Source organism: Methylocystis sp. JR02 (assembly GCF_030063565.1).
GTDB classification, from domain to species: domain Bacteria; phylum Pseudomonadota; class Alphaproteobacteria; order Rhizobiales; family Beijerinckiaceae; genus Methylocystis; species Methylocystis iwaonis.
Genome location: NZ_JASIRC010000001.1, coordinates 3138389 through 3164245, shown reverse-complemented (window position 1 = coordinate 3164245; position 25857 = coordinate 3138389). Strand labels below are relative to the sequence as shown.

The window sequence follows — 25857 nt, the reverse complement described above, 5'->3', positions numbered from 1 at the left end:
GGGGCCGGTTCGCCACGCGAGCGCCGGCCAAAGACTTCGTCCTGAAAAGATGACGTCAGAATGACGGGCAACCGCCTTTTAGCTTGGCGCTCGGGCCGGTCGAGTCAAGACAGACCATGCACGAACCAGCGGGGAGCATCCGTCTCCCGCCCGTAAAGCCCCTCGCGGAAGAGCCAGAACAATTGGCCGTTTTTATCCTGTGCGTGGAAATAATCCCGGGTAAATTGCTGCGGCGCATCGCCCCACCAGGGCGCCGCGATGCGCTCCGGCCCCTCGAAAGCGACGATTTCACGCAGAACCCGCCGCCAGCGGAATTTGAGCGGCGGGCCGTCGGGAAAGAGCGCGATGGCCTCGATGGGCTCCGGACGCTCGAAAAGCCGCAGCGGCCGCATCGCGCTTTCCGCGCATTTCTCAGTGTGGGGCGCATTCCGAGGCGCGCCGAAGGCGGCCGGAACGGCGGCCACGGCGAATTCCGGCAGATGCGCGGCCTCCGGGTGCAGCCGCAGCACGCGGCGCAGGCCGAGCCGCGCGCCGAGCCGGTCGAGAAGATCGCCGAGGTCTTCGTCGGCTCCGCCGCCGCGCGGCGGGGCGACGAAGGCCGTCTGCGGGGCCGCCGCGCTCTCGACCTCGGTCGCCGCAAGTTGCAGCACGTCGAAGCCATAGCCGGTGTCGAGCCCCTCCTCCGCGACCGCCGACAGGCGCTCGGCGAGGAGGGCGGCGAGGCGGGCGGGATCGCGCAGCGGCCGGCTGGTTCCGGCCGCGATACGTTTCACCGCGCCGTCGACCCGATAGAAAACCGCCTCCAGCCGCCGCGCGCCGACGCCGGCGCGTTCGAGCATGGGGCAGAGATCGGCGGCGAGGCGCGTCAGCGTCGCCGCGAGATCCTCCTGCCGGGTCAGTCCGTCGGGAAAGCGCCGCTCGGCGATGAAGGCCGGCGCCTCGAAGCGCGGCGTGATGGGGTCGCGGATGCGGCAGGTGAGCGCGTCGAGCCGCGTCAGCGCCTGCGCGCCAAAGCGCGCGGCAAGCGGCGCGCGGGGCCGCTCGAGGAGATCGCCAATGTCGCGCAGACCGGCGCGGCGCATGCCGGCGAGGGTCTCCGCTTCGAGTCCCAGCGCGTCGATCGGGAAAGAAGCACCGAGGCGGTCGAGTTCTTCCTGTTTTGCCTGCGCGGCGACGAGGCGGGTGTCGGAAAAACGCGCCAGCGCCCGGGCGAGGGCCGGGCCCGGCGCGATGGCGGCGCGGGCGGCAAAGCCCAAAGCGCGCAGCCGGCTTTCGATGTCGCCGAGAAGCGCCGCCTCGCCGCCGAAAAGATGCGCGGCGCCGGTCACGTCGAGCAGCAGGCCGTCTGGCGGATCGGGCGCGGCGAGCGGGGTGAAGCGGCGGCCCCAGTCGGCGAGCCCCGTAACGAGCGCGGCGTCGGCTTTCGGGTTGGCCTCGGCCAGGGCCAGCGCCGGGCAACGCGCGCGGGCGTCGGCGACCGCCATGCCGGGCGCAAGGCCGCGCTTTTGCGCCCGCGCGTCGACGGCGGTCAGGCGCTCCGCGCCCTTCACGCGGGCGTAGAGGGCGAAGGCCTCAGGCGCGGCGCCGCGACGGCGCCGCAACAGGCGGTCGGTCGCGAGCCTCGGCAGGAAAACGCTCAGGAAACGCATGACGAAACGCTACTCTTTCAGGATCGAAGGCGATGTGGCGCCATTGCGCCGGGTCGATCTCGCCCGGCGCGCCCAGAAGGCCGGCGCGGGCTTTGAGGACCCGCAGCCGCCACAGGAAGGGCGCCAGCGGAGAGAGCGGCGGGCGCGCCGCGGGGAGCGCGGACGAAGGGACCGGCGCAGATTTGGCGGCGATCTCGACGCGCAATTCGGCGGCGCTGGAGACGCGTCCGGCCGGCGCCCCCTGCGGCGCAAGAACGCCCAGCGCGCCGCCGCGCCTTGCGGCGAGCAGCAGGCGGCGCGAAGCGGCGAGGTCATAGAGGCGGGCGTCGAGAAAAGCCTCGGTGACGACCGCCGCGCAGCCCGGGCTTTTCAACGCCTCCTCCATGGCCCAGAGCGCCTCGCGCGGCCGGCGGACCCTGACGAGCGCGACGCGGGAAAGATCGACGCCCGCCGCCATGAGGCCGCGTCCATAGGGCAGGCCGAATTCGCGCGCGCTCATATCCTCGAGGATGAAGACGAGCGCGCCGCCGCCGCGCGCCGCCTGCGCCCGCAGCGCCATGGCGAGGGCGAAGGCCGCCGCAGCGGGCGCGTCCGGCGGGCGGGCGGGGAAAATCTCGCTCAGGCCGCCGCGACGGGCGGCGAAAAGCGGCTCCAGAAACTCATCGCCGTCATTGGGAGCGCAGCGAAGCAATCCAGGGCCGCGATGGGGCTCTGGATTGCTTCGTCGCTGACGCTCCTCGCAATGACGGGGGGAGTCGCGCGCCGTCGTTGCGTCCCGCGCCTCGATGGCGGCGATGCGGCGGCGCAAAAAGAGGATGCGTTCCGAAACGCCGCTCTGCGACATCGGTCCAAAAGCCCTGATCTGGAGAGAGCGCCCTCGGCGCGTGTTCGATATTTGTTCTCACCTGAGGAAGAGTCAAGCCGGATTCTAAGATCGGGGCAGACCATTGGAGCCGTGCGCCCGATGGTTTGTCTGAAAAGCGACATTGGCGCGTCGTCCATCCCAGAGCCCATTGGGCTTTCTACTCTTTTCGCGTCAGGAACAGGTTTTGCTTGCCTTGCGCCCGTATGTATTCCCTGCGAGGACCGACATGCCCCTTTACGCCTATGCCTGCAACGACTGCGAGGCCGAGTTCGAGCTTCTGGTGCGCGCTTCCGACACCCCGCAATGTCCCGCCTGTGGGTCCGCCAAATTGACGCAGCAGGTGTCGCGCATCTGCAATGAAATCAAATATCCGGCCATCGCCCGCTCGTGGCGCCGCCGCGCGGCGGCCGAGGGCGATCTCTCCAATTTCAGCAAGGCCGAGCGCGGGAAGCTGTAAGAGGGGCTCTTTCGCCCCTTCGCCGACCGGCCTCGGACAACGGCCGCCCTGTCCGGCAACGAACCCTTGCGCGCTGAAAGCCGCTGAAAAACAGCGATCTTGCGCAGGGGGAGCGCTCAGCACCGTCGACGCCTGCGCGCTTCCCTATCCGGACGCGAGCTTCGACGCCATTGTAAGCCAGTTCGGCTATATGTTCTTTCCGGAAAATCAAAAGGCGATGCGAGAAGCCTGGCGCGCGCTCAGGCCGAACGGCCGCTACGCGCTGACCGTATGGGACGCCGAGCAATATAATCCCTGGGCGAGCCTCTGCCTCGAGGTCTTGAAAGGGTTTTTCCCCGAGAACCCGCCGCAATGGATGCGCGAGCCGGTTGCCTGCGCGGCGATCGACCCCATCAAGGAAAATCTCCTCGCCAGCGGCTTCGAAAACATCTCTGTCTCTGTGCTGAAACGGGCGCGTGACATCAACGCCCTCGCATTCGCGCACGGCATCGTCTTCGGCAGTCCGGTTTTCGACGAAATCCGCGAGCGCGGCGGCGTCGAGCCGGAAACCGTCATGCAGGCCTATGCGGAGGCCCTCACCCGCGCTGTCGGGCGCAGCATGCCGATGCAAGCGATCATGTTCGAGGCGCAAAAGCCCGCCTGACCGGCTCTCAGTTCGTTGACAAACTTCCGAGGCGGCCTCGTCGAGATTTGCCGTCTATGTTTTGTCCAATACGCGAGAAACCTTTCGCGGCTAAGGCGCAAGCCGCGAGCTTTGCATCGCGCGGTCCACACGACCTTGCAGCCACCGAAACAGAGAATGAATTTACATAAGTCGCGACTATGCAACACATAAATAAAACAGAGATTGCGATGAGGATTTTCTTCGCGATAGTTCGTTCCCAGTCTCGAGGGAGCGCGTGATGATTTGTCGTCGATATTTCAATCGAGCGGTCGTCGCGTCCGCTCTCGCCCTGCCCGGCGTCGCACGGTCGGAATCTTCCGTGCTGCGCCTCGGAACTATGCGTCTGAATAGCGCCGCGCCGTTTTTTGTCGCGTCCGACAAAGGCTTCTTCGAGGACGAAGGTTTGAAGGTTCAAATCGAATATTTCGACGCCGCCGCTCAATTGCCCGTCGCCGCCGTCGCAAATTCGATCGACGTCGGCATGACCGCCTTCACCGCCGCTTATTTCAACCTCGCCGCAAAAGGCGGGCTGAAACTCATCTGCGGCGATAGTCGACCGCACCCGGCCTTTCCCAATAACCAATTGGTGGCTAGCCGCAATGGCTACGACGCCGGATTGCGCTCTTTCGCCGACATTCGAGGACGACGCCTGGGCATAACGACCATTGGATCGTCGTTCCATTATCAGTTCGGCGTGATTGCTATGAAGTTCGCCTTCCCACTGTCACAAGTCGAACTCCTCCCTCTGCAAACTTTACCGAACGTCGGTTCGGCGGTTGTAGCGGGAAAACTGGATGGCGCCATCCTTCCCTCGACGGTCGCAGACCCCTTGATTAGAGCAGGCTCTGGCGTCTTCATCGGAAATACGGCCGAAGTCGACATGACGCAAGGAAGCGGCGTGTTTACCCGCCCCGATGTCATCGCCGCCAATCGCGCGGGGATAGAGCGCTTCATCCGTGCGCATCGGCGTGCGATGGCCTTTAGCAATAGAGCTGTCAATCGGATCGACGAGCAAGGCCGACCGGTCACTAGCGACGAACGAGATGAGCTTCTCGAGATCGTCGCTCGCCGCACCGGCCAGACCAGGCAGCAAATCAGTTCGACTTTCGGCTATTACGATCCCGCCGCCAGCTTGAATGTCGAGGACGTTCGCAAGGTGCTCAGATTTTGGCAAGACCTAGGGCTCGTGAAGCGAGAAGTCGACGCCGAACACGTCGTCGACCTCTCTTTCGCGACTTGAAGGCGACCTCGAACCCTCGGGGAGGACGGCATGGAACTGGAGCTTCGAGGATTGGGGCACGACTTCGGGCCGTTGACCGTCCTCGACGACGTCTCGTTCGCGGTGCGCGAATCCGAGATCGTCTCTGTCATCGGTCCCTCCGGTTGCGGAAAGTCGACTCTGCTGTCGATCGCCGGCGGCCTCATCGCGCCGTGCCGAGGATCGGCTGTCACGGTCGGTGTTCCGCCGGCGGCGAGCCTCAACCCTTTCACCTTCGTTTTTCAGGACGCCGGGCTGCTGCCGTGGCGAACCGTGGCAGGCAACGTCGGGCTGGCGCTGGAGGATCGACTACCATCGAGAAAAGCGCGGGCTGAGATTATCGAAGAAGTGTTGGAGCGAACCGGTCTGCGCGAGTTCGCACAAGCGTATCCGAAGCAATTGTCCGGGGGCATGAAACAGCGCGTCGGCATCGCCAGGGCGCTGGCCGCTCGTCCAGCCTTCCTTCTCATGGATGAACCATTGTCCGCCGTAGACGCGCAGACGCGCGAACTTCTGATGGAGGAGTTCCTTACCCTGTGGCTGCGAGACCGCGTTTCGATCCTCTATGTCACACATAACCTCGACGAGGCGGTACGACTTTCCGACCGGATCGTCGTGCTCTCCAGACGGCCCGGCCGGATCCGCGAAATCGTCGACGTCGGAATTCCGCAAGCCGAGCGCGGCCGACCCGATGTCGCGAGCGAGTTGTCGGCGATGCAGAACGACATCTGGAACCTGCTTCGATCGGAAGCGCGCAACGCTGACCGAGAGCTTCTGTCCCTGGAACAAGCCGATGTCTGAAGTCCATGCGTCATCTGCGATCGGAGCGAGCACGGTAAGATTCCGGGGCGGTGGATTCGAGATCACCCCGAAGCGGTGGTTCGCTCCGGCATTTGCCGCTGTGCTCGTCGGAGCCTGGCAGGTCGGATCGACTTCAGGGCGGATTGATCCGCTGCTGCTACCGGGGCCGGTCGATGTCCTGGAGACACTCTACCACGAGCTAGCGCGAGGGGACTTGGCGATCCATATCGGCCAGTCGCTCACGCGACTGCTGTTGGGCTGGTCGATCGGAAGCCTCACCGGCCTGAGCGTCGGCCTCGCAATGGGCCTCTGGTCCTGGTGCCGAGCGATCGGCGACGCCGCGATCTCCTCCCTCTACCCCATCCCCAAGATAGCCCTTCTGCCCCTCTTCATACTCTGGCTCGGAATCGGGGAGTCCAGCAAAATAACCACGATTGCTCTCGGCGTTTTCTTTCCTATGGCGGTTTCCGTATGCGCCGCCGTGGACGCCGCGCCACGTCCTTTCATACGCATGGCCCAGAGCTTTGGACTCGCTCGCCTGTCGATCATCATCAAAGTCGTACTGCCGTCCGCCCTCCCGGCCATGTTGGCCTGCGCGCGTATAACCATTTCCACCGGTCTCGTGCTTCTCGTCGCCGCCGAAATGATCGGCGCACAATATGGGATCGGCGCCTATATTCTCGCCGCCGGTAACATCATGGACTCCGAGAAGCTTCTCGCGGGCGTTTTCGTACTCTCTCTACTCGGAACATGTGCCGGGGCCGTGATCGCGACGCTCGAACGCACGCTCTTGCGCTGGCGTTGACCTGCTCGCTCATCGGATCGTCATTCATGAAAGCTCTCCAAAAAACTGCGCCGACCTTCGGAGTCGAGTTTCGCGAGGTTCCCCGTCCAGTTCCTCGCCCCGGCGAGGCGCTTATCGAAATCACTGCCGCCGGCGTTTGCGGGACGGACGTGCATATCTTTGAATGGAGCGGCTGCTATAATTTCATGGCGCGATTGCTTCCGCTGACGCTCGGGCACGAGTTCGCCGGACGCGTGGTCGATGTCGCCGGTGAAGCAGAGGGCCTGGCGCCCGGCGAGCTCGTCGCCGTAATCCCTTCCACCCCATGCGGAAGTTGCGCACATTGCCTGAGAGGTGCAGCGGAACACTGCGAACATCGATCAGCCAAAGGCACCAGCGCTGACGGCGGTTTCGCGCCTTGGATCACAGTGCCTGTCGTCAATTGCCTTAAGGCGCCGAACGGCGTGGACGACGAACTCGCTGCGCTCGTTGAACCATTAACTGTCGCGCAAGAAGCCGTCCTGAAAGGCGGAGTGATGCGCGGCGATCGAGTGCTCGTCGTCGGCCCGGGCACGATCGGACAGGCGATCGCCCTTTACGCCCGCATGGCCGAAGCCGCGGAGGTCGTCGTCGTGGGGAAGAACGATCCTCTTCGTTTCGAAACGCTACGCGCTCTGGGTTTTTTGGACCTTATCGACACGCGCGACGGCGACCTCGAAACCGCGCTGGCGTCCCGCTTCGCAGGCCGGAAATTCGATATTATTTTCGAGGCGACCGGCGTTCCGGAGGTGGTTCAAGGAGCTCTCACATTCTTGCGGAAGGAGGGCATTCTGATCGTTGCTGGGATACACCCGCGTCCGGCAGCGCTCGATCTCACCCGCCTCGTGCGCGAAAGACATCAAATCCGGGGGTCACAACGCGCGCCGCGTCATGTCTGGCCACGTGTGCTCGACAGCCTCGTGACCGAAGGCGAAAGGATTCGCCACATGATCACTCATCGCATGCCACTCGATCAAGGCGTAGAGGCATTGGAATTGGCGCGCACTCGTCAGGCCTCGAAAATCATTCTCTCACCGGTTACTCGAAAGAGAAGTTCATGACCGCCGTCTCGATCGCCCCCCATGGAAATGTTGTCGTAATTTCGATCGATCGCCGAGAGCGACGAAACGCCATCGACATCGACGTCGTCCACGGACTGCAACACGCGTTCGCCCAATTCGACGCATCCGATGGCCGCGTCGCGGTACTGACCGGGGCCGGCGATGATTTTTCCGTTGGATCCGATCCCCATGTCCCGGTAACAGAGCTCTGGCGCTGCATGCCGACGATCGGAACCGTCACGAAAAAGCCCATCGTCACCGCCGTCGCTGGCGAATGCCGAGGTAGCGCCTTTACTCTCAATATGTTCGCGGATCTCTGCGTCGCAGATGAAAGCGCGAACTTTTGTTATCCAGAAGGAACGCACGGGGCCTGGGGCGGTCTCGCAGCAGGTCTTGCGGCGCGCGTTCCGCACAAGATCGCGATGGAAATTCTGCTGTTATCGCAGCCTATCTCGGCGCGTCGCGCCTATGAAGCCGGGCTCGTCAACCGCGTCGCGCCACGAGGAAAGCATCTGGAAACAGCGCTCGGAATCGCCCATGTCGTCGCGACGCGCGCTCCCCTCGTCATGCAGTCGATGAAGCATTTCGTGACAGATCATGTGCTCGTGCAGAGCCCATCGGAGATACTCGGCCGGACGACGCGCGATCTTACGGGGGTCCGCGCGAGTCAAGATGCAGCGGAAGGCAAACGCGCGATGGCCGAAGGACGTCCACCAGAGTTCGTCGGCAGATAAGCGCCGTGCTTAGTGATAACAAGGGAAACCGGCCGACCGCGACGACGCGCGCCGTCGATGCAGGCACGATCATTCGCCGCAATCTCCGAGATGACCCGCCGCGCGTCTTGACGACTGATCTCTGTGTGGTGGGGTCGGGAATTGCCGGCGTATCCGCCGCTATCGAAGCGGCAAGGCTGGGGCATCGGGTCGTTTTAGTCGAGGCGGGCGGATCTCTTGGCGGTCAGTCCGTCGCAGCGCAGATCAACACTTTTTGCGGGTTCTATGCGAATGGACCGACCCCAAGACAAATTGTTTTCGGCATAGCGGACGAAATACTCACCGACCTCGGGAAGAGCGGTGACATCATGCTGCTTCGGAGCCGTCATAACTCGTTCGTCGTGCACTACGATAGCGTCGCTCTGCAGCGCTGGATCGAGCGCGCGACGGGCCGCGAGGGCATTACTCCACTCCTCGGTGCGGCGCTGTTCGATGCTCGCGTCGAAGACGAGCGTCTGGTCTCCATTTCGGTGGCCGCGCGTTCGGGAATTGTGCACATCGAAGCCGAGTCCTTCGTGGACGCGACGGGAGACGCCGCTATCGCCTGGACGAGTGGGCTCGCCACGCGAGAGCCGGCCTCCGGACCGATCTACGGGTCACAGAACGGCATTCTTCGCAATGTCGATGAGCAGGCGCTCGCGGCGATCGATCGCGCTACCCTGCGGTCACGCCTCGCCGACAAAGGCCGCGCCTATGGCTTGGACCGAAGCGACGCCTTCGTATTCATGGCGCCCGGATCGGGCGAGACGCTCATCAATATGACGCATGTAGAGACGCCTCTCGATCCCATCGAGGCAAGTAAGATGGTGGCCGTGGGCCATGACAAGATGGATCTCGCCGTCGATTTTCTCCGCGCTGAATTTCCCGAAGCTTTTTCTCGCGCCGTTGTAAGCATATATGGCGCGCTCGGCGCGCGCCAGACGCGGTGGTTCAAGAGCCGCTATCAGCTAAGCGCGGACGATGTGCGCGCCGGAACGGTCTTCGACGATGCGATCGCCCGCTGCGCCTGGCCGATCGAGCTCCACAACAATCTGGAGCAAATTTATTTCGAAGCATTCGATGAGGAGCACATCCATACGATTCCGTTTCGCTGCATGGTTCACGACGAGGTAGAAAACCTGCTCGCAGTCGGCCGATGCGTGGATGGCGACGCGCTCGCTCTGTCCTCTATTCGCGTGATGGGGCCATGTATCGCAATGGGGGCCGCGGCCGCCCACGCTTTCGATCTGACCGGCGGCCGGTTCGACCACGTGCCGATTGGGCGCCTGCGTAGACGTCTGGCCGCCAATCTCGGGTTGGTGGAACTCGCGTGAGCGCTTTGGCCGTCTCCTAGCCCCGGCTTCGACTTAAGAAAAAAGGCGGCTTGAATTACATTATTTCTATAGCTATAATAGACTTATATCGGGGAGTTCCTGACGCATGTCTTTGAACTTTCAGCCTCGGCGAAATGCAAATACGGCGCTCGCGCCGACGCGAGCCGACCGGCCGTCCGGCGTCAGCGTCATTCGCAATCAGATTCTCGAGAACGACCTTCTCCACGTGTTCGTGACAGTCGTCGATCAAGGCGGGTTCACTGCCGCCGCCCGCACGCTGCACAGAACCCAAGCGGCGGTCAGCCTCCAGATCAAGCGTCTCGAAGAAGTTATCGGCGTCAGCTTAATCATGCGTCCGCAGAGGGGTTTCCGCCTCACTCCCGAAGGGGAGCTCATGCTCGATTACGCGCGGCGTATGTTGGCGCTCAATGCCGAGGCGCTTCGCACGCTCCGCGCGGAAGAAACCGATTGCACGGTTCGCCTCGGCTCGATCGATAATTACGTCGCGAACACTCTGCCACCGCTTGTCGGCGCATTCTGCCGTTTGTATCCACGCGTCAATGTCGAGCTCTACGGCGGCATGCCGAGTTCCATGCTCACGCGCATTGGCACGCATTTCGATATTGTGATCGCCATGGAGCCGGCGGGCACAAGCCAGGGACAGGTGCTTCGTCGCGAGCCGGTCGTATGGACGACATCGTCCGAGCACAATCAACATCAGCGATTGCCCTTGCCGCTGGCTGTCGCTCCGCCCGGAAGCATGTTTCGTCACTGGGCGATCACCGCCCTTCAACAACGTGGCGTTCCATGGCGCCTCGCCCATGTAAATTCGAATGTTTGCGGCATCGAAGCTGCTGTGCGACAAGGCTTGGGTGTAGGCGTGTTCAAAGCGAGCACGATCGATGATCGACTGCAGCGTCTCGATGAGGGTGACGGCTTCCCGCGACTTCCCGATGTTGACGTGGCGCTCTATTCGATTCGCTCGTCTCCGTCCTCGCCGACCATGCGGTTACGAGACTATCTCATCGAGCGGCTCGGCGATCCTTCTCACTCAGAATGATGACCACGCGAGAACTGAACATGCTGCGCCGGTTATTCGACGAATAATGGGATTTCGTGTTTCCAAATCTGTATGGTCGAAGCAAATTCTCGGTCGTGAGCGCGTCGCCGAGGAGGCGGCGATTGGGGGAATCCACTATATTTCGTGGCCATGATCAACGTGTATCCGAGCCTTTGTCCTCGACCCTTTGAATATGATAAATCGAATGTCCTGAGCTCGGACGGCGTGAACATCGCCGTGAGACGATGGGGCAACCGCCGAGGGCGGCCAATCATCTTCATTCATGGCTTCGCGCAGAGTGGTCTCGCCTTCATCCGGCAATTACGGGACGTGCGACTGGCAGAGAAATATCACCTGATTACCTACGATCTTCGCGGCCATGGGGCGTCGGACAAACCGCTCGATCCCGACGCCTACCAAGACAACAGGCTCTGGGCGCATGATCTGCGCGCTGTGGCCGCTTCCGTCGACGCCGAGCGGCCGATTCTTGTCGCCTGGTCATTCGGCGGCCGCGTCGTATGGGACTATCTCAAGGAATATGGCGGCGAGAGCCTCGCCGGCGCTCAGCTCGTCGGATCGTCGTGGCGCCGAAGCCCCGAATGGGCGAGCGAGGCTTCGGCCGCGAGTCTGCCCTTGATGCTCGAAGATGATCTCCCTACCAATATCGTCGGAACGATTGCCTTTCTTTCGAGCTGCTTTGCGACGCCGCCGGCGCCGGAGGAGTTCGCGCAGATGCTTGCCTATAATATGACGCAGCCGCCCGCAGTGCGCAGGATGATCGTTGGACGTCCGCCGCAGCCGCAGGAGTTCATCGCCTCGATCTCTCTGCCACTTGCTTTCGTCGTCGGCGAAAAGGATCTCCATTGCGATCCTCGCGCCTCGCGCGCCTCCGCCGAGCATATTCGCGGCGCAAGTTTTCTCGAGCTGCCCAATGTCGGCCATTCGCCGTTCTACGAGGACGCGCTGGCGTTCAACACGCAGTTGCTCGGCTTCGCGGAACGCGTCCTTACGCGCGGATGAGGGACTCCATCGTTCCTCGATATTCGACTCATAAGAAGAATGAGCGTTGCCTGAGCTTTTCAAAAATCTTTAGCTTTCTGGACTATGTCGTTGCGTCAGAAAGTTTGAATGATGAGACGGTCGCTTATAGCCGCTATTCCGCTTTGCTTCGCCCACACTGTCACCAGCGTCGCGCAAACGCTTCCCGCCGAGGAGGCGCGAGTTCCAGAAGTCGTGATCTCCGCGCCGAAAACAACCGCCGATTTGTCCGAGCGTCAAGCAACCGCATTCCAGACGACGCCGCAGGCAGCAACCGTCATCACGAAGCAGCAGATCGACGCGTTGCAGATCAGCAATCTTCTGCAAGCGCAAAAGCTCGAACCGAGTCTGCAGATCCGCTTCGCCGACGTTCGTTCGCTGACCGTCAATGTCCGAGGGTTCGGGTCATCGACGTCTGTCGCAACCGATGGAATTTTCGGCGGCGTGCCCATCTATGTCGACGGCATATATCAGCCTCGGCCAGGTCAAGCCATCTTCGATATTCCCGACCTCGTCGGCGTCGACGTTTTGAAAGGGCCGCAAGGAACCAAAGGCGGTATGGATGGAACGGGCGGCGCCGTCTATCTCAACACAGCCGCTCCGAGCTTCGAGAGGCAACAGAAAGTCGAAGTCTCTGCCGGCAACTATAGCAATGTCCAGGTTCGTGGATCGGCGACGGGCCCGATCGCCGACAGCGACAAGCTGGCGTTCCGCTTGTCATTCGCCAGCGTCGATCGTGACGGATATGTCTCCAGCTATTACAGCGGCCAAAAATACAATGACTGGCACAACAAGAGCGTTCGCGCGCAGTTCGTGTTCCTGCCGACCAACGACCTCAGCGTGCGTCTGATCGCCGATTACTCGCATGTCCATCAGGCGTGCTGCCCAAATGTACTGAATGGCGTCGTTGCAAATTATGCCAATGGCGCAGTGGTTCCGAACAATCTCTACGCTCGCTTGGCGAGGCTCAACTATGTGCCGACGTCATTCTACAATATCGACAGCTACAAGGGCGACATCTCCGGCTACCTGCAGAACACGCAGCAGAGCTATGGTGTGGCGGCTATAGTCGGCTACAACGCCGGCGGCTATGAGTTCTCCTCTCTCACCTCCTTTCGTGGATGGAACTTCGATCCGCTGAACCAAACGAGCAGCGCGCTCGCCCCGGTGCGGACAACCAACTCGAACAATCAAATCGCCGAGCGGTCGCTGCAGCAAGAATTCAAAGTATCGACGCCCGCCAATGGCCCCATCGAGGGAACAGCAGGCCTCTTCTATCTATTCGAGCAGCTCTATGACTGGGGATACTCGAGCTATGGCCCAGCGGCCGGCGGCTGGTACGGTTCGCCTGCGAATTCGATAGCCTTTAACGATATCGCACTCAATAATCTCGCCTCGAAATCCTACGACAATCCCCGCAGCCATATCATCGCGCCTTATGCGAGGGCGGTCTGGCATGCGACGCCGGATCTCGATTTCACCTTCGGTCTTCGCTACTCCTATGCGGCGAAGAGCACGCTCTTTCGCCAGTATCAGTTTGCCGCCAACAGCCTCGACGGACTGGCGGGGGCGCAACAGGCAGCGGCGCGCAGCATGCGAATTGGCTTGATCGGGGCAGATCGCGAATTCAACGCAACAACGCGCCAGGGACTGATTTCCGCTCTGGCCTCCGCCTCCTATAAAATCTCATCCGACACGCTCGCATACGCGACCTACGCGCGCGGAGGACGCGCTGGAGGTCCAAATCCGATAGCGAATCTGCCAACGACGGCCTCCACGACAGTGCGGCCGGAGGAATTGGACGATTACGAAATCGGACTGAAGACCACCTTCTTCGAGCGTCGATTTCTCGCGAACGTCGCCGCATTCATCATGGTCGATCGAAATTACATCACCAATATCACCGATATATCGGGCGCTCGACCGATCACCTATCTTTCCAACGCCAAGAGGGCGATCTCGCGAGGATTCGAGTTCGACCTGCGAGCGAGTCCGGTAGAGGGGCTGACGACATATGGTTCTGTCACCTACAATCACACTTATTACGGTTCATTCGAGAACGCGCCTTGCCCCTTCGAGCTCGCGTTCTCGAGGTCTTGCAGCCTGACCGGCCGTCCGATCTCCCTGACGCCGCGATGGGCTCTCGCCGTCGGCGGCGAATATGCACATGACATCGGACGAGTGTTCGAGCCGATCGAAAAATCGGTGGTTGCCTATTTCGGAGCCGATTTTTCATATCAAACGAAGTTTTTTTCGGTTCCAGATGATTCGATCTACAGCATCATCGATGCGTACGGCCTGCTCAATCTGCATGCGGGACTGCGCCTCACTGACGAGCGTGTCGATCTGTCTGGATGGGTGCATAATGTGACAAATAAGCATTATTTCACGACCGTGTCGCCGAATTTCACTGCCGGAGGAGTGATCGGCACCCCCGCTGATCCGATTATGGCGGGGTTCACGCTGAAGGCGAAATTTTGAATGCGAGTCCAAAGTCGAACCCGTCGTCCCCAAGCTATGTTCGCGATTGCTCTGAGCCTCGTCGAGATGCGCGGAGTCGGCGAGCGCCTACGCGACTCTGACGACCGACTCTGGGCAAAGGTGAAGCGCGTTCGGCATGACACGGCGATCGCATGTTCGCGAATGACGAGGTCGCAGGCCGGGGGCCTCCCTCCGGTCGAGAGGCGCATTAGCCGGAGCGATCACACACATAATCGAAACGAGCATTGCTAAATGCAACCGAAATCAGCATAGCAAGGAAACGCGCTTGTGCCCATCCCTGTCGAGTTATCCCGCGACATGTCGCTCGAGCAACAGAGCCGCAGCAATGGAGTTGTCGCCGCTCACGATCGGTGGCGTTGGGTCCGCTTCGCGGTGTTGCTCACGGGCGTTTTTCTATCGCCGCTCGATTTTTTCATCGTCAATATCGCGCTGCCGGCGATCAAAGAGGAGTTCGGCGCGACGCCCTCCGATCTGCAGCTCGTTGTTTCCGGCTACATGACGACCTATGCCGTTTTCCTTATCACGGGGGGTAGGCTTGGAGACATTTTCGGACATCGGGTGATCTTTTTGGCCGGACTCGCCGGTTTTGCCGGTGCATCGGCGATATGCGGTTGGGCCCCCTGTTCCAGCGTTCTCGTGGCAGGCCGAATTTTCCAAGGACTTGGCGCAGCGCTGATGGTTCCCCAGGGGCTCGCGTCCATCAATATGATTTTTGCGCCGGGAGAAAAATCGCTCGCGCTGGGTCTTTATGGCGCAACGCTCGGACTTGCCGCGGGGAGCGGACAAATCCTGGGCGGATTCCTGGTCTCGGCTGATGTCTTCGGTCTCGGCTGGCGGATCGTCTTTCTCGTCAATCTGCCGATCGCAGCGGTCGTTCTCATTTTAGGTCTTCTCTTATCCGGCGCCTCTAATCCACGTCCGCCGCGGCTCGACATTTTCGGCGTAATGCTTTCGGCCCTCACGCTCGCGCTCGTCGTCACGCCGCTGATCGAAGGACGTGAACAAGGCTGGCCGCTCTGGTCCCTACTATTACTGATGGCGGCGCCGATCGCTGGATCGCTGTTCCTGCGGAATGAGGACAAACTTCTGCGGGAGGGCGGAACTCCGCTTTTCGACCCACGCGTCATGGGACTGCCAGGCTTCTCCCTGGGGTTGCTGGCGGCCCTCTTCTTTTACGCTATCGGCGCGTTTTTTCTTATTTTCTCCATTTATCTGCAAAATGCGCTCGGCGAATCTCCTAGAGAGGCGGCGCTCGTCTTTCTGCCATTCGGCGTCGGCTCATTTCTCGCTCCACTTCTCAGCCCCTATGCCGGCCGGATGCTCGGCCAGCGAACAGCTCCCGCAGGAATCGCTCTCGAGACGATAGGCATTTTGAGCCTAGCTTTGGTCGTTTGGAATTGGCGAACCGACCAGCCGCTCGATCACGCGCTTCGCGGCCTTTCATTGTTCGCGATCGGCTTTGGGCAAGGGATGGCGTTACCGAGCCTCCTTCGCGCCATTATCGGCAAAGTAGAGCCGGCATGGTCGGGTCTCATATCCGGCATCATCAACACCACCTTGCAGGTAAGCTCCGCATTGAGCATTGCCACTGTTGGCGGACTGTTTTTTGCGATCGCCGGTCGTGAAGCCGTCGCTGACAATATCTCGTTCGCCCTGGTGGTCTCGTTGCTCGCTATCGCGTGCTGCCTCGTCATTGCCGCGCTCGCAACCGTCGCTCTCACGCAACCGACGCTCGTCAAGCGCCGCACGCCGACCGAAAAGAAAATACCTTAGCGCGCGCCAGTCGATGTAGTTCGCGATCGGCATCGCGCGCACAATAAATAGCCAAAACAAATTTTTATACTGCCCATAATTAATAATAATGTTGCTATTTGCAAACGACGCAATATTATATATGCGCCAGTATATCTGCTACAATATTTGCTTGTTTTATGAGCAGTATTTACGGATGCTCAGACTCGCCCTGGCTTTGTTCTCGGGAGGCCCGAATGACGCCCCGACAATTCGTCGAAACAGACAACAAGAATTTTTTCAGGGTGCATCGGCAAGTCTATGTATGTGAAGACACATGGCGCCGGGAGCTGACGCAAATATTCGACAAATGCTGGCTGTATGCCGGTCATGCAAGCGAGTTCGGAAAGCCCGGCGACTTTCTCACGCGCAAGATTGGCGGTCGGCCCGTCATCTTGGTCAGAGACGTAGCTTCCGAAACGCCGCTTGCGTTCTTGAACGCCTGCGCGCACCGCGGCGCCGTCGTCTGCTCGGACGCGAAAGGAACCACGAAGCGATTTGCATGTCCCTATCACGGCTGGATGTACGATACGTCCGGCGCGCTCACCGGCGTGCCGGGAAGGTCCGCGTATGGACGCATCGGCGAGGGACTGCCCGAGCGCTCCTTGCCGCAAATCAAGCTCGACGATTATCGCGGTTTTCTATTCATCAGCTTCGGCGAACCGTCGGCGAGCCTCGCCTCCTATCTCGGAGGTGCGAAGGAATACATAGACCTGGTCTGCGATCAGTCCGAAGGCTCCGTCGAAGTGCTGCCCGAACACCTTCATCATTCCATACGAGCCAATTGGAAACTACTCGCTGAAAACGGCGTCGATGCTTATCATCTGCCAATTGCGCACAAGCGATTCCTCGACCTTCTCGATTCGCTTGGCACAGATCCGAACTCGCACAAGCGCAGCGGCATCGGCTATGCACTCGGTGGCGGCCATGCCGTCATAAAGAGCGGGCCGCCTTCGACTGGACGGCCAATTGCCTATTGGAGTCCGCTTTTCCCAGCCGAAATGAAAGCGGAGATCGATAAGAAGTTCGACGATCTCGTTGCCCGTGTCGGGCGCCGACGCGCGGAGGACATGGCTCACACCAACCGCAGCCTTTTTATTTTTCCAAATCTGGTCATCAACGACATACTCGGCTTGAACATCCGGACTTTTTTCCCAACGTCCCCCGACGAGGTCGAAGTGACCGTCTGGGGCGCGGGATTTTCGGATGAGACGACGGAAGAAAGGGCCATGCGCGTCAGCGCGCTTATCTCCTTCATCGGGCCGGGTGGATTCGGAACGCCCGACGACGTCGAAATTCTGGAATCCTGCCAGCGGTCATACGCACACGCGGGCATCGGCTACAGCGACTTCTCGCGCGGCATGAGCGTCGGGACGACAAATCATACGGATGAAGAGCAGAACAGAGCCTTCTGGCGTGAATGGGCCAATTATGTGGAGCAGCCGTAATGACAGCAACATCCGTCGTTTCCTATATAGGCGCCGTCCCCATCGTTTCGGATATCGTAAGCCGCATCACCTCCTTTCTCGCCTTGGAAGCGGACCTGCTCGACGATTGGCGCCTCGAAGACTGGTTTGAGCTTTTTGAACCGGGTGGACGCTACATTGTCGCTCCATTGCAGCGCCACACCGAAAGCGCGCCTGAGCAAGCCCTCTGCCTGATCTTGGACGACTATGACCGATTGCGGGCGCGCGTTCGGCATTTCGCGGGCGCGTCGACCTGGATGGAACAGCCGCGCTCGCGTACGCGTCGCCTGATGTCCAACTTGCGACTTTTGGCCCCTCCGACCGAAGAGATCGTTGTGAGAGTGAACTTCGTTGTCTATCAATTTCGAAATCACGAATCCTGGGAGTTCATCGGCAGCGCGAGATATCGGCTCGTCACGCATGAAGCCGAATTTCGAATTCGCGAGAGATTTGTGCATTTGGACCATGAGTCCATTTCGAAGCAACGGCGCATCAGCATTATCATCTGAGACGTTCTCGGAGAACGCCATGCAGAACCATGACAGCAATTTGAAGAACGAAAGTGAAGCCTATATCCATGATGTCGGCTACGCCGATCGGGAGCGATTGGAGATATTGACCGAGCTATACGACCCTGCGAGTAGAGACTTCGTCTTGAGCCAGCTTCCTAACGACGCTCGTTCTGTGTTGGAAATTGGATGCGGGCATGGCCAAATGGCGTTCTGGTTCACAGATCAGGTCAGGTCACGCAACGGCGTTGTAGTGGGAATAGATGAGTCGCAAGCTCAAATCGACGTCTGTCTCCATAGACGAGACGAGCGCGGGATCGACAATATTCGCTTCATTCGCCACGACATGACATCCACGCTGGACATCGGACAAGCGTTCGACGTCGTCTACTGTCGCTTCGTTCTCGCGCATATCACTAACTGGACGACATTTTTCGAGAACGTCCTATCTCTATGCAAGGACAACGGCTCGATTATCATCGAGGAGCCGACGACACGGCGCTTTTCCATTCCGCATCATCCCTCCATCCCCCGTTCGGTCGAGCTGCTCGAAAGGCTGGGCGAGATAATCAACGTCAAATTCAATTGCGCGGAGCCGCTCTGGACATATGTGCAGAACATCGACGTCGATATCGAAGCGGCGCAGTTCACGCAACCGGCGCTCAGGAGCCCGCGTCAAAAGAGCCTAATCTGGCGTTCGTTCGATCAGATCCGAGATCGGCTGCGAGAACTCGGGCTCGCGACCAGTCCAGAGATCGAAGCTCTCGACCGCGACCTCCGGAACATCGCAGAGGACGATGGCTACCTACTGGAAGGCGTTCGTATTCTTCACCTGCATTTGAGAAAGCGTTCTCCCGTGCGAAACTAAATGGTGACAGTCCGAGCGCGGAGCTACACGGCCGAGCGTCTCTTCATCCTTCGGCCGCGAGGCGGAGACGACCACGAAAGTCTGCGTAAGAATGCGGGAGTCTGCATGTCTCATAATAGTTTCGGCCGCCTCTTCCGCGTCACGACATTCGGCGAGAGCCATGGGCCGGCGCTTGGGGTAGTGGTCGACGGTTGTCCGCCCGGCATTGAGCTGACGGCAGCAGAGATTCGACATGCGCTCGACAGACGTCGACCCGGCCAGTCGCGCTTCACCACGCAACGGCGGGAGCCCGATGACGTGAAAATTCTCTCCGGGGTCTTCACGGACGGAGATGGCCGGCAGATCACGACGGGTACGCCGATCGCTTTGATGATAGATAACACCGATCAGCGCTCGAAAGACTACAGCGAGATCGCGAACAAATTTCGCCCTGGTCATGCAGACTACGCCTATGATGCGAAATACGGAATTCGCGACTATCGCGGTGGCGGACGCGCATCCGCGCGGGAAACGGCCGCACGCGTTGCGGCGGGCGCAGTCGCTCGTAAAGTCGTCGCGTGCGTGTCGATTCGCGGGGCGCTCGTGCAGATCGGCTCGGACAGAATCGATCGTGAGCGCTTCGATTGGAGCGAGGTGGGCAGAAATTCGCTATTTTGCCCGGATCCACAAGCGGCGCGGCGTTGGGAGGATGCTCTCGACGAGGCGCGGAGAGCGGGATCATCCATCGGCGCTGTGATTGAAGTGATCGCGGAAGGCGTCCCCGCAGGCTGGGGCGCACCGATCTACGGTAAGCTCGACGCCGAACTCGCGAGCGCCCTCATGTCGATTAATGCCGTCAAGGGAGTTGAAATCGGGGCGGGCTTCTTGGCCGCGGAACTCTCGGGTGAAGCCAACGCCGATGAAATGCGCTCGGGCAAGGACGGCAGACCGGTCTTTCTTTCCAATCACGCCGGCGGCGTGCTCGGAGGTATTTCGACGGGACAGACGATCATAGCGCGTTTCGCTGTCAAACCGACATCATCAATCCTCACGCCGCGTCTGACAATAGACAACCTCGGCGGAGACACGGAAATCGTCACGAAAGGCCGGCACGATCCCTGCGTCGGCATTCGCGCGGTGCCCGTCGGCGAAGCAATGATGGCGATCGTGCTTGCCGATCAATTTCTGCGGCATCGTGGCCAAGTCGGATAGAGTCGAGAGCGTTAGAAAACTTGGCGTCGCGCGGCGAACCGGCGTATCTCCGCTGGGAGCGCTGGACCGCCGCGAATCGCCCTCGCGCGGGCGCGCCAGTCTGGCCAATAGCCGGGTAAGCGCTGCATCAAAGACGGACGTGCGGGGCTGTGAGGGCCGCAGCCGGCCTAAAAGCGATGGTCGCTGCGCACTGCGATTCGGCGCTCAAAGTTTTTCGAGTGCGCGTCTCCATTGAGAACCGAAAATGGTCGCTCTCGCCGTTGTTGCAAGAAAGCTCTCTCCTCGACGGCCTATTCCAGAATTCTACGCCGTGGCGCGATCAACCGCTTGATCCTGAAGCGGTGGGCTCTTGACCGAACCTACGATTGGCGGGCGCCGCCCGGGGGGCCTGAACTCGATGTCTCCGGCTCTTCTCCAATTCACACAGATGGCTTTGTCGCCTGTATCCTAACTGGCGGATCAGATTGTGGAGTCGATCATGCGCCGCGCCGACTTTAATTTGCTCGAAGCGGCGGGTTTCGATGGTGTGCGGCGCTTGACCATTGCCCCAGGAGTAAAGGACGATAGCCAAGCGTGGCGCTTTTGGAGCGCAACTCCAACGCGGCGGCATCGAGTGGCGGCCGCACTTCGATCTGCGGGTTCTGGAGCGATTTTCCGCCTCGTCGAAACTCGTGGATTATTTTAATGCTGTCGCGTTACGGCTCGGCGCCGCCTCGACCGAGAACCAGGTCGCCAAGAGCCTTGCGCGGTGGTGGCAGTCTTTCACCGCCGGCCACTCAAGGACCGTAACAAGGTCGACGGCTGGCGGCGCTGCCCGACGTCCACCCGCGCGCCGCCTTCCAGCGCTGGGCGCAAAATCCGCAAGTCCTCAACAAGGTGCACGGGTCGCCGAGTAGAAGGAGGACGCCAATCCCAGGGCCGCCGCCCACTGGAGAGACGACCACGACGAGTTTTTGACCTGTTTCCGCCTCAAGATCGAAAAAAGCGAGAAAGCGGTTGCGAACCAAGAATGCCATCGAACGGGCGGTTTAGCGAAGCGCGCCGAAGAGCCCGCCACGTGATGGGCGCCTTCCAGGACAAGACCAGCTTGGACCGCATCCTTTTCGCTGTCTTCACCCACGAAAAAAAAATCACAAGGCGTCCGCTGCCCTTTCTCGCTGATCCAAACAATTTGACGTTATCCAAGCTTGATCATTTCGTCGTTGTGATCTCGCATACCGCAATGCGCCACACCGATTGCGCCGTTCGATATTTCGATCCCAGTTTCCAATAGCCTCCACTACGAATACGAACTTCTGTTGTAGGATTGGAGTGAGATTTGAGTTTTTCTTCTGCGTCGCGGGCCCGTCAAGGACCGAACAGAGATGTTTAGTCGCCAAACCAATGTCCCTGTTCACCGTCCTGACGGAAATTCCCAGTTTTGCTGCGATTTCGGCATTATCTAGTTCGTAAACCCGACTGAGAAGAAAAATATCGCGACAACGACCAGAAAGTCGGGACAATTCCGTGAGAACGGCGTTAAACGTGAGCCAATCGTCGAAGGGTGTGTCGCTCGTCATGTTAATTGTAGAGCATTCGTCAACCCCATCGGCTTCCACCAGAAAAGCGGCGCGTGTTCGCGCCTTGCGCAACCAGTCAATAGCGATATTCAACCCAATACGAAAAAGATAACTACGTGGGTCGGCTATGGTCTCGCGCCGTTCCATTTCGAGTAAGCGGAGGAACGCCTCTTGCGCAACGTCTTCCGAGTCCTGGTGGTTCATTTTCCGCCGAGTTACTCGACACAGAGATTTATGTTCATCTCGATACAGGGTTTCAATCGCCGCATTAGAGAGCCGCATTCAAGCCTCCCATAAATTTGGAGCGCTAAAAACAGTTAAAAAGCCGACCTGCTGCACCAAGTTCAGTTCCGACTCAATCCATCGTCGCCGAGGACCGCTTCAGAACCGTGGGCGCAGAACTACATTCGCCAGCACGATCGTGCGGGACAAGCGAATGAAGAACACCACCGCGAGACGATCCGCATCGAAAGTCGCGAGTGATCAGGCGCTGATGGTGCAGATATCAAAAAATGCAATGTTAGGATTGGACAGGCGGCGCGCGGGGTTGGTGAGGCGATGAACTCGAACAATAGCGCCCAACAGGGAATGACGCATTTAGCGTATGCGTGCGCGCTTCAACCTGCGTGCGCGTCGTGAACCCGCGCGAGATGGGACCTTGGAAAAGTGATGAGCACGAACAAGAGGTAAGGCAACAAACGCCATCAAATCGGCATGCGCTGCCGGAAGCCAACGGCAGCTCTTTTAAATTGCTGGTAGAGCATATTACGTCCTGAATGCCCTGCTCGTTATGAGCTGCAAACGGATTGGCAGACCCCAGCCCCAAAAATGCAGACTGGGCCAATACCAGAAACACAATGAAAATCGTACGAAACATGAGAGAATGCCGCCGCGCAGTTCTCAACCAAATCTTTCCTATCTCCAAATAGGCTAGAACGCAACCGCGGGTCCATTTCACACCACGTCACGCGCCCCTTGCCGCCTTTACCGATCTCGACGTCGATCAACATCCGCGTGCTGTCGATCGAGGCGAACTTCAGACGCGTAACTTCTCTGACCCGCAAACCTGCCGCATAAGCGGTCGCCAGCGCGACGCGGTTGCGCAGTCCGTCAACCGCTTCCAGGAACCGCGCGACTTCCTCGGCGCTCATGACCGCGGCAAGCCTCTCAGGCTCGCGACCGAAAACAATCCTTTCGATCGCCTCCTTCGTCCCACGGCGCCGTGTGAAGGACCGCTGGGCGCATGTGACTTGGTTGACGTGCCTCAGGAATGCTTCTGGGCGACGAGATAAAGGATGAGGCCGATAGGCGCGGATTTACTCCATCCGGATCGAGAACCCGCGCGGTCGTTTCCGCAGGCGCCGATCCGCTCCACAATGCCTGCCAGTTTGGCTTCCTGGCAGCTCGGCGTCTGATACAAGCCTGTCGAGGGTGCGGCGGTGACGACGAGAGACTACGGCCAGGGTCCCTTTTCGGCTTCGTAGACTGCGTTCGCCTGCGCGATCTCGATGTCGCGGGTTGTTGGCGACCAACCGCCGCCCAGCGCCTGATAGAGGCTGGTCGCAGCTCGGAAGCGCGCCAGACGTGCCTGCGCAAGGCGATCCTGGCTCTGGAAGAGCGAGGTCTGCGTTATGGCGAGCGTGACGGTGTCGATGGTCCCCTCGCGCAGCCGCGCCAACGCTGTTGCATAGGCGCGGCGCCAGGCCGTGACTGATTCGACCTGCAGCATTACCTGACGCTCCGTCTCGCGCGCGGCGACGAGCGCGTTCTCGACATCCGTCAAGGCGGAGAGAATCTGCTTGCGGTAAAGGGTCGCGAGCTCCTGATATCTGCCTTTCTGCAACTCATATTGTCCCTGCAAGGCGTAGCCGTCGAATAGAGGTTGCGCCAGTTCGGACCCGAATTGCCAGGCGACGGCCTCGGGCCGCAGCAGGTTTTTCAGAAGCGCGCTTTGCAAGCCATAGAGTCCGGTGAGAGTGATCGAAGGAAAAAACGCGGCGCGCGCGCGAAGCACGGAAAATTCCTGCGAGGCGAGTCTTGCTTCCGCCAGCGCAATATCCGGACGGCGCAGCAACACTTCCGACGGCAAGCCGGGCGCGACAGCCGGAACAGCGAGCTTCGCCAGCGATCCGCCCTCGAGCAGCAAGTCCTCGGGCGCGCGGCCGAGCAGCACCGCGAGGAGGTTTTCCGTCTGCTGCAAACTTTGCTCGAGCGGCGGAATCGAGGCGCGTTGATCCGCGAGGATCGCTTGCTGCTGCGCGACGTCCATCCCCGTCGCCGTGCCGACGCCGAACCGCAGCTTGATCGTCTCGTACACCTCGGTTGCGATCCGGACATTGTCGCGGGCGATGCGGAGACGGTCGCGCGCCGCCAGAGTCTGAAAATAGGCGTTCAGCACCGCGGCGATCGTCGTGATTTCCACGACGTCGCGGTCGAAGCGGCTGGCGTTGGCGAGAAGCCGCGCGGCGCTGGAAGCGTCCTGAATCTTGCCCCAAAAATCGATCTCATAGCTTGCGGTCAGACCAAGCTGAAAGAAGCCAAAGCTGACAGCCTGGAAGTCAGAAGTAGCGAGGGCGTCGGAACTCGCGGGCGTCAGTCCACCCGCGCCGGATGTGGGGACCAGGACCGTTCCCGGGGTGCGGTTCGTCTGGGCGATGTTATTCACCGATAGAGACGGCCACAGCGCCGCGCTCGACACCCTCGCCTGCGCGTCGGCCTGCTCTATCCGGGCGACCGCCGCGCCGATGTCGAGATTTTGATCGAGCGCCTGGTCGACGAATCCGGTCAGTTCCCTTGATCGGAAGAGCGCCACGAAGTCGCGCGCAGCGCGCAGCGGCGGCGCGGAACGTGGTCTCGCTGCGCGAAATCGTTCGGGCGGCGGCGCGCCAAGATCCGGCTTCTCCCAGTCGAGATTGCAGCCGCTTCCGGCGAACGCCGACAGCATCGCGACCAGCAGCGTGGGAAGCCGCAATCTCATAGTCTACTCCCACCTCAGCGCGTCGATCGGATTCAATCCCGCCGCCCGACGCGCCGGGAGATAGCCGAAGAGCACGCCGACGCCGACGGAGACCAACAGAGCCGCCGCGACGCTCACCGGAGGGACAATGAGCGGCCAGTCCACCAGGAGCGCGACGAGCGCGCTTCCCGCGAGGCCGATACCAAGACCGATGATCCCTGCGACGACGCATAGCGTGACGGCCTCGACGAGAAACTGCAGGAGGATATCGCGCTTGCGCGCGCCGATCGCCATGCGCAGCCCGATTTCCTGCGTGCGCTCGGTGACGGAGACAAGCATGATGTTCATGATCCCGACGCCACCGACGAAGAGCGAGATCGCGGCGGCCGCCGAGAGAAGCCAGGTTAGAGACGTTTGCGTCGTGTTCAGCAGCTCGACAAATCGGGTCGAGTCGAAGACGTTGAGCTTGTCCTCCTGCGCGCCGACGAGATGTTTGCGCTCGCGTAATAGCGCAAGAACCTCCTCTTTGACCTTCTCGCGGTCGGCGCCGGGCCTGACTTTCATGTCGATGGAGCTGATTTGCCGGGGGCTCGACAATGCGGAATTCGGCAGATGCGCGCGCGCCGTCGTGATCGGAAGATAGATGTAATTGTCCATATTCTCGCCGCCCATCGAACCGAGCCTCGTCCGCACGCCGATGATGCGAACCGGAGCGGCGCCGAGGCGCACGGTCTGATCCAGCGGCGACTCGTTTCCGAATAATTTTTCTTTGACGGTCGCTCCAAGAACGACCACTTTCGCGCCGGCGCGAACCTCTTCCTCGTCGAAGAATTGGCCCTCGAGGAGCTTGACGCCGAAAACCGTCTGATAGGTCGCCTCGACGGCATAATATTTGGTGTTCCAGCTCTTATCGCGGGCGACCACGGTGACGCCGCCGTTTATTTCTCGCGACAGATATTGCAGGTTGGGGATGACCTCACGAATCGCATTAGCGTCCTGATCGGTTAGAACAACCGCCACGCCGCGCCGGAGCGCATTCTCCACCTTGGTCGTGAATACGAAAAGCACATCCGTGCCCGCGCTGGCGATCTGCCGCTCGACGAGTTTATTCGCGCCCGCATTGGCCGCGCTCATGACGACGAGGCCGCTGACGCCGATGATGACCCCGATCGCCGTCAGGGCGCTGCGCAGCAGATTCGAGCGAAGCGCCGTGGCCGCCTCCTGCAGGAGCGTGCGCGGAGTCATGCCGTCGG

At 60.5% G+C, this 25857-nt stretch carries 23 protein-coding genes and 1 pseudogene; 17 read left to right on the top strand and 7 right to left on the bottom strand.

Annotation, left to right across the window (positions count from 1 at the left end; translation table 11 throughout):
• Positions 1 to 104: 104 nt before the first annotated feature.
• Together QNA11_RS15060 and QNA11_RS15055 are read right to left on the bottom strand one after the other, a co-directional pair.
• Positions 105 to 1649, bottom strand: coding sequence for a Y-family DNA polymerase (locus QNA11_RS15060; RefSeq protein WP_283483665.1), 1545 nt, complete (start codon positions 1647 to 1649; stop codon positions 105 to 107).
• On the bottom strand, positions 1573 to 2493 hold the full coding sequence (locus QNA11_RS15055) for a hypothetical protein (protein WP_283483664.1): 921 nt from the start codon (positions 2491 to 2493) through the stop codon (positions 1573 to 1575). The genes QNA11_RS15060 and QNA11_RS15055 overlap by 77 nt, the downstream gene beginning before the upstream one ends.
• Positions 2494 to 2740: 247 nt before the next feature.
• On the opposite strand from QNA11_RS15055, the gene QNA11_RS15050 reads away from it, so the two are divergent.
• Together QNA11_RS15050 and QNA11_RS15045 are read left to right on the top strand one after the other, a co-directional pair.
• Positions 2741 to 2971, top strand: coding sequence for an FmdB family zinc ribbon protein (locus QNA11_RS15050; protein ID WP_202071066.1), 231 nt, complete (start codon positions 2741 to 2743; stop codon positions 2969 to 2971).
• Complete coding sequence (locus QNA11_RS15045) at positions 2871 to 3614, top strand: class I SAM-dependent methyltransferase (protein ID WP_283483663.1); 744 nt, start codon at positions 2871 to 2873, stop codon at positions 3612 to 3614. The genes QNA11_RS15050 and QNA11_RS15045 overlap by 101 nt, the downstream gene beginning before the upstream one ends.
• A gap of 7 nt (positions 3615 to 3621) precedes the next feature.
• Here the strand turns inward: QNA11_RS15045 and QNA11_RS15040 are convergent, their stop codons facing one another.
• Positions 3622 to 4077, bottom strand: a complete 456-nt coding sequence (locus tag QNA11_RS15040) for a hypothetical protein (RefSeq protein WP_283484247.1) — start codon at positions 4075 to 4077, stop codon at positions 3622 to 3624.
• On the opposite strand from QNA11_RS15040, the gene QNA11_RS15035 reads away from it, so the two are divergent.
• The 15 genes and pseudogenes from QNA11_RS15035 to aroC all read left to right on the top strand — a co-directional run bounded on the left by QNA11_RS15035 (position 3973) and on the right by aroC (position 20089).
• Positions 3973 to 4875 (top strand): ABC transporter substrate-binding protein, encoded by a 903-nt coding sequence (locus QNA11_RS15035; protein ID WP_283484219.1) that lies wholly within the window; start codon positions 3973 to 3975, stop codon positions 4873 to 4875. The two genes, QNA11_RS15040 and QNA11_RS15035, sit on opposite strands and share 105 nt — an antisense overlap.
• Before the next feature lie 30 nt (positions 4876 to 4905).
• Positions 4906 to 5694: an ABC transporter ATP-binding protein gene (locus QNA11_RS15030; protein WP_202071063.1), complete on the top strand. Its 789-nt coding sequence runs from the start codon at positions 4906 to 4908 to the stop codon at positions 5692 to 5694.
• Positions 5687 to 6499, top strand: coding sequence for an ABC transporter permease (locus tag QNA11_RS15025; RefSeq protein ID WP_202071062.1), 813 nt, complete (start codon positions 5687 to 5689; stop codon positions 6497 to 6499). The genes QNA11_RS15030 and QNA11_RS15025 overlap by 8 nt, the downstream gene beginning before the upstream one ends.
• Positions 6445 to 7578, top strand: a complete 1134-nt coding sequence (locus tag QNA11_RS15020; RefSeq protein WP_502867534.1) for a zinc-dependent alcohol dehydrogenase — start codon at positions 6445 to 6447, stop codon at positions 7576 to 7578. The genes QNA11_RS15025 and QNA11_RS15020 overlap by 55 nt, the downstream gene beginning before the upstream one ends.
• Complete coding sequence (locus QNA11_RS15015; protein WP_202071060.1) at positions 7575 to 8312, top strand: enoyl-CoA hydratase-related protein; 738 nt, start codon at positions 7575 to 7577, stop codon at positions 8310 to 8312. Before QNA11_RS15020 ends, QNA11_RS15015 begins: the two co-directional genes overlap by 4 nt.
• A 5-nt stretch (positions 8313 to 8317) precedes the next feature.
• Positions 8318 to 9664 (top strand): FAD-dependent oxidoreductase, encoded by a 1347-nt coding sequence (locus QNA11_RS15010; protein WP_283483661.1) that lies wholly within the window; start codon positions 8318 to 8320, stop codon positions 9662 to 9664.
• A gap of 226 nt (positions 9665 to 9890) precedes the next feature.
• On the top strand, positions 9891 to 10724 hold the full coding sequence (locus tag QNA11_RS15005) for a LysR substrate-binding domain-containing protein (protein WP_283483660.1): 834 nt from the start codon (positions 9891 to 9893) through the stop codon (positions 10722 to 10724).
• A gap of 237 nt (positions 10725 to 10961) precedes the next feature.
• The gene (locus tag QNA11_RS15000) at positions 10962 to 11744 is read left to right on the top strand and encodes an alpha/beta fold hydrolase (RefSeq protein WP_283483659.1); all 783 of its coding nucleotides are present in this window, start codon (positions 10962 to 10964) and stop codon (positions 11742 to 11744) included.
• Between the two features lie 108 nt (positions 11745 to 11852).
• Complete coding sequence (locus QNA11_RS14995) at positions 11853 to 14243, top strand: TonB-dependent receptor (RefSeq protein ID WP_283483658.1); 2391 nt, start codon at positions 11853 to 11855, stop codon at positions 14241 to 14243.
• Between the two features lie 318 nt (positions 14244 to 14561).
• The gene (locus QNA11_RS14990; RefSeq protein ID WP_283483657.1) at positions 14562 to 16037 is read left to right on the top strand and encodes an MFS transporter; all 1476 of its coding nucleotides are present in this window, start codon (positions 14562 to 14564) and stop codon (positions 16035 to 16037) included.
• Positions 16038 to 16195: 158 nt separating this feature from the next.
• A pseudogene (locus QNA11_RS20765) lies at positions 16196 to 16609 on the top strand (aromatic ring-hydroxylating oxygenase subunit alpha); the annotation flags it as partial.
• A 51-nt stretch (positions 16610 to 16660) separates the two neighbouring features.
• Positions 16661 to 17503, top strand: coding sequence for an SRPBCC family protein (locus QNA11_RS14985; protein ID WP_283483656.1), 843 nt, complete (start codon positions 16661 to 16663; stop codon positions 17501 to 17503).
• A complete protein-coding gene (locus QNA11_RS14980) occupies positions 17476 to 18030 on the top strand; it encodes an aromatic-ring-hydroxylating dioxygenase subunit beta (protein ID WP_283483655.1) in 555 nt (184 codons plus the stop codon). The genes QNA11_RS14985 and QNA11_RS14980 overlap by 28 nt, the downstream gene beginning before the upstream one ends.
• Positions 17942 to 18898: a class I SAM-dependent methyltransferase gene (locus QNA11_RS14975; RefSeq protein ID WP_283483654.1), complete on the top strand. Its 957-nt coding sequence runs from the start codon at positions 17942 to 17944 to the stop codon at positions 18896 to 18898. Before QNA11_RS14980 ends, QNA11_RS14975 begins: the two co-directional genes overlap by 89 nt.
• Before the next feature lie 105 nt (positions 18899 to 19003).
• Positions 19004 to 20089: a chorismate synthase gene (gene aroC / locus QNA11_RS14970; protein WP_283483653.1), complete on the top strand. Its 1086-nt coding sequence runs from the start codon at positions 19004 to 19006 to the stop codon at positions 20087 to 20089.
• A 1130-nt stretch (positions 20090 to 21219) separates the two neighbouring features.
• Here the strand turns inward: aroC and QNA11_RS14965 are convergent.
• The 4 genes from QNA11_RS14965 to QNA11_RS14950 form a co-directional block, all read right to left on the bottom strand.
• Entirely contained in the window at positions 21220 to 21930 is a 711-nt protein-coding gene (locus tag QNA11_RS14965; protein WP_283483652.1) for an RNA polymerase sigma factor, read from the bottom strand.
• Positions 21931 to 22436: 506 nt separating this feature from the next.
• The gene (locus tag QNA11_RS14960) at positions 22437 to 22799 is read right to left on the bottom strand and encodes a tyrosine-type recombinase/integrase (RefSeq protein WP_283483651.1); all 363 of its coding nucleotides are present in this window, start codon (positions 22797 to 22799) and stop codon (positions 22437 to 22439) included.
• A 302-nt stretch (positions 22800 to 23101) separates the two neighbouring features.
• Entirely contained in the window at positions 23102 to 24625 is a 1524-nt protein-coding gene (locus QNA11_RS14955; protein WP_283483650.1) for an efflux transporter outer membrane subunit, read from the bottom strand.
• Between the two features lie 3 nt (positions 24626 to 24628).
• The gene (locus QNA11_RS14950) at positions 24629 to 25849 is read right to left on the bottom strand and encodes an ABC transporter permease (protein ID WP_283483649.1); all 1221 of its coding nucleotides are present in this window, start codon (positions 25847 to 25849) and stop codon (positions 24629 to 24631) included.
• Positions 25850 to 25857: the final 8 nt, after the last annotated feature.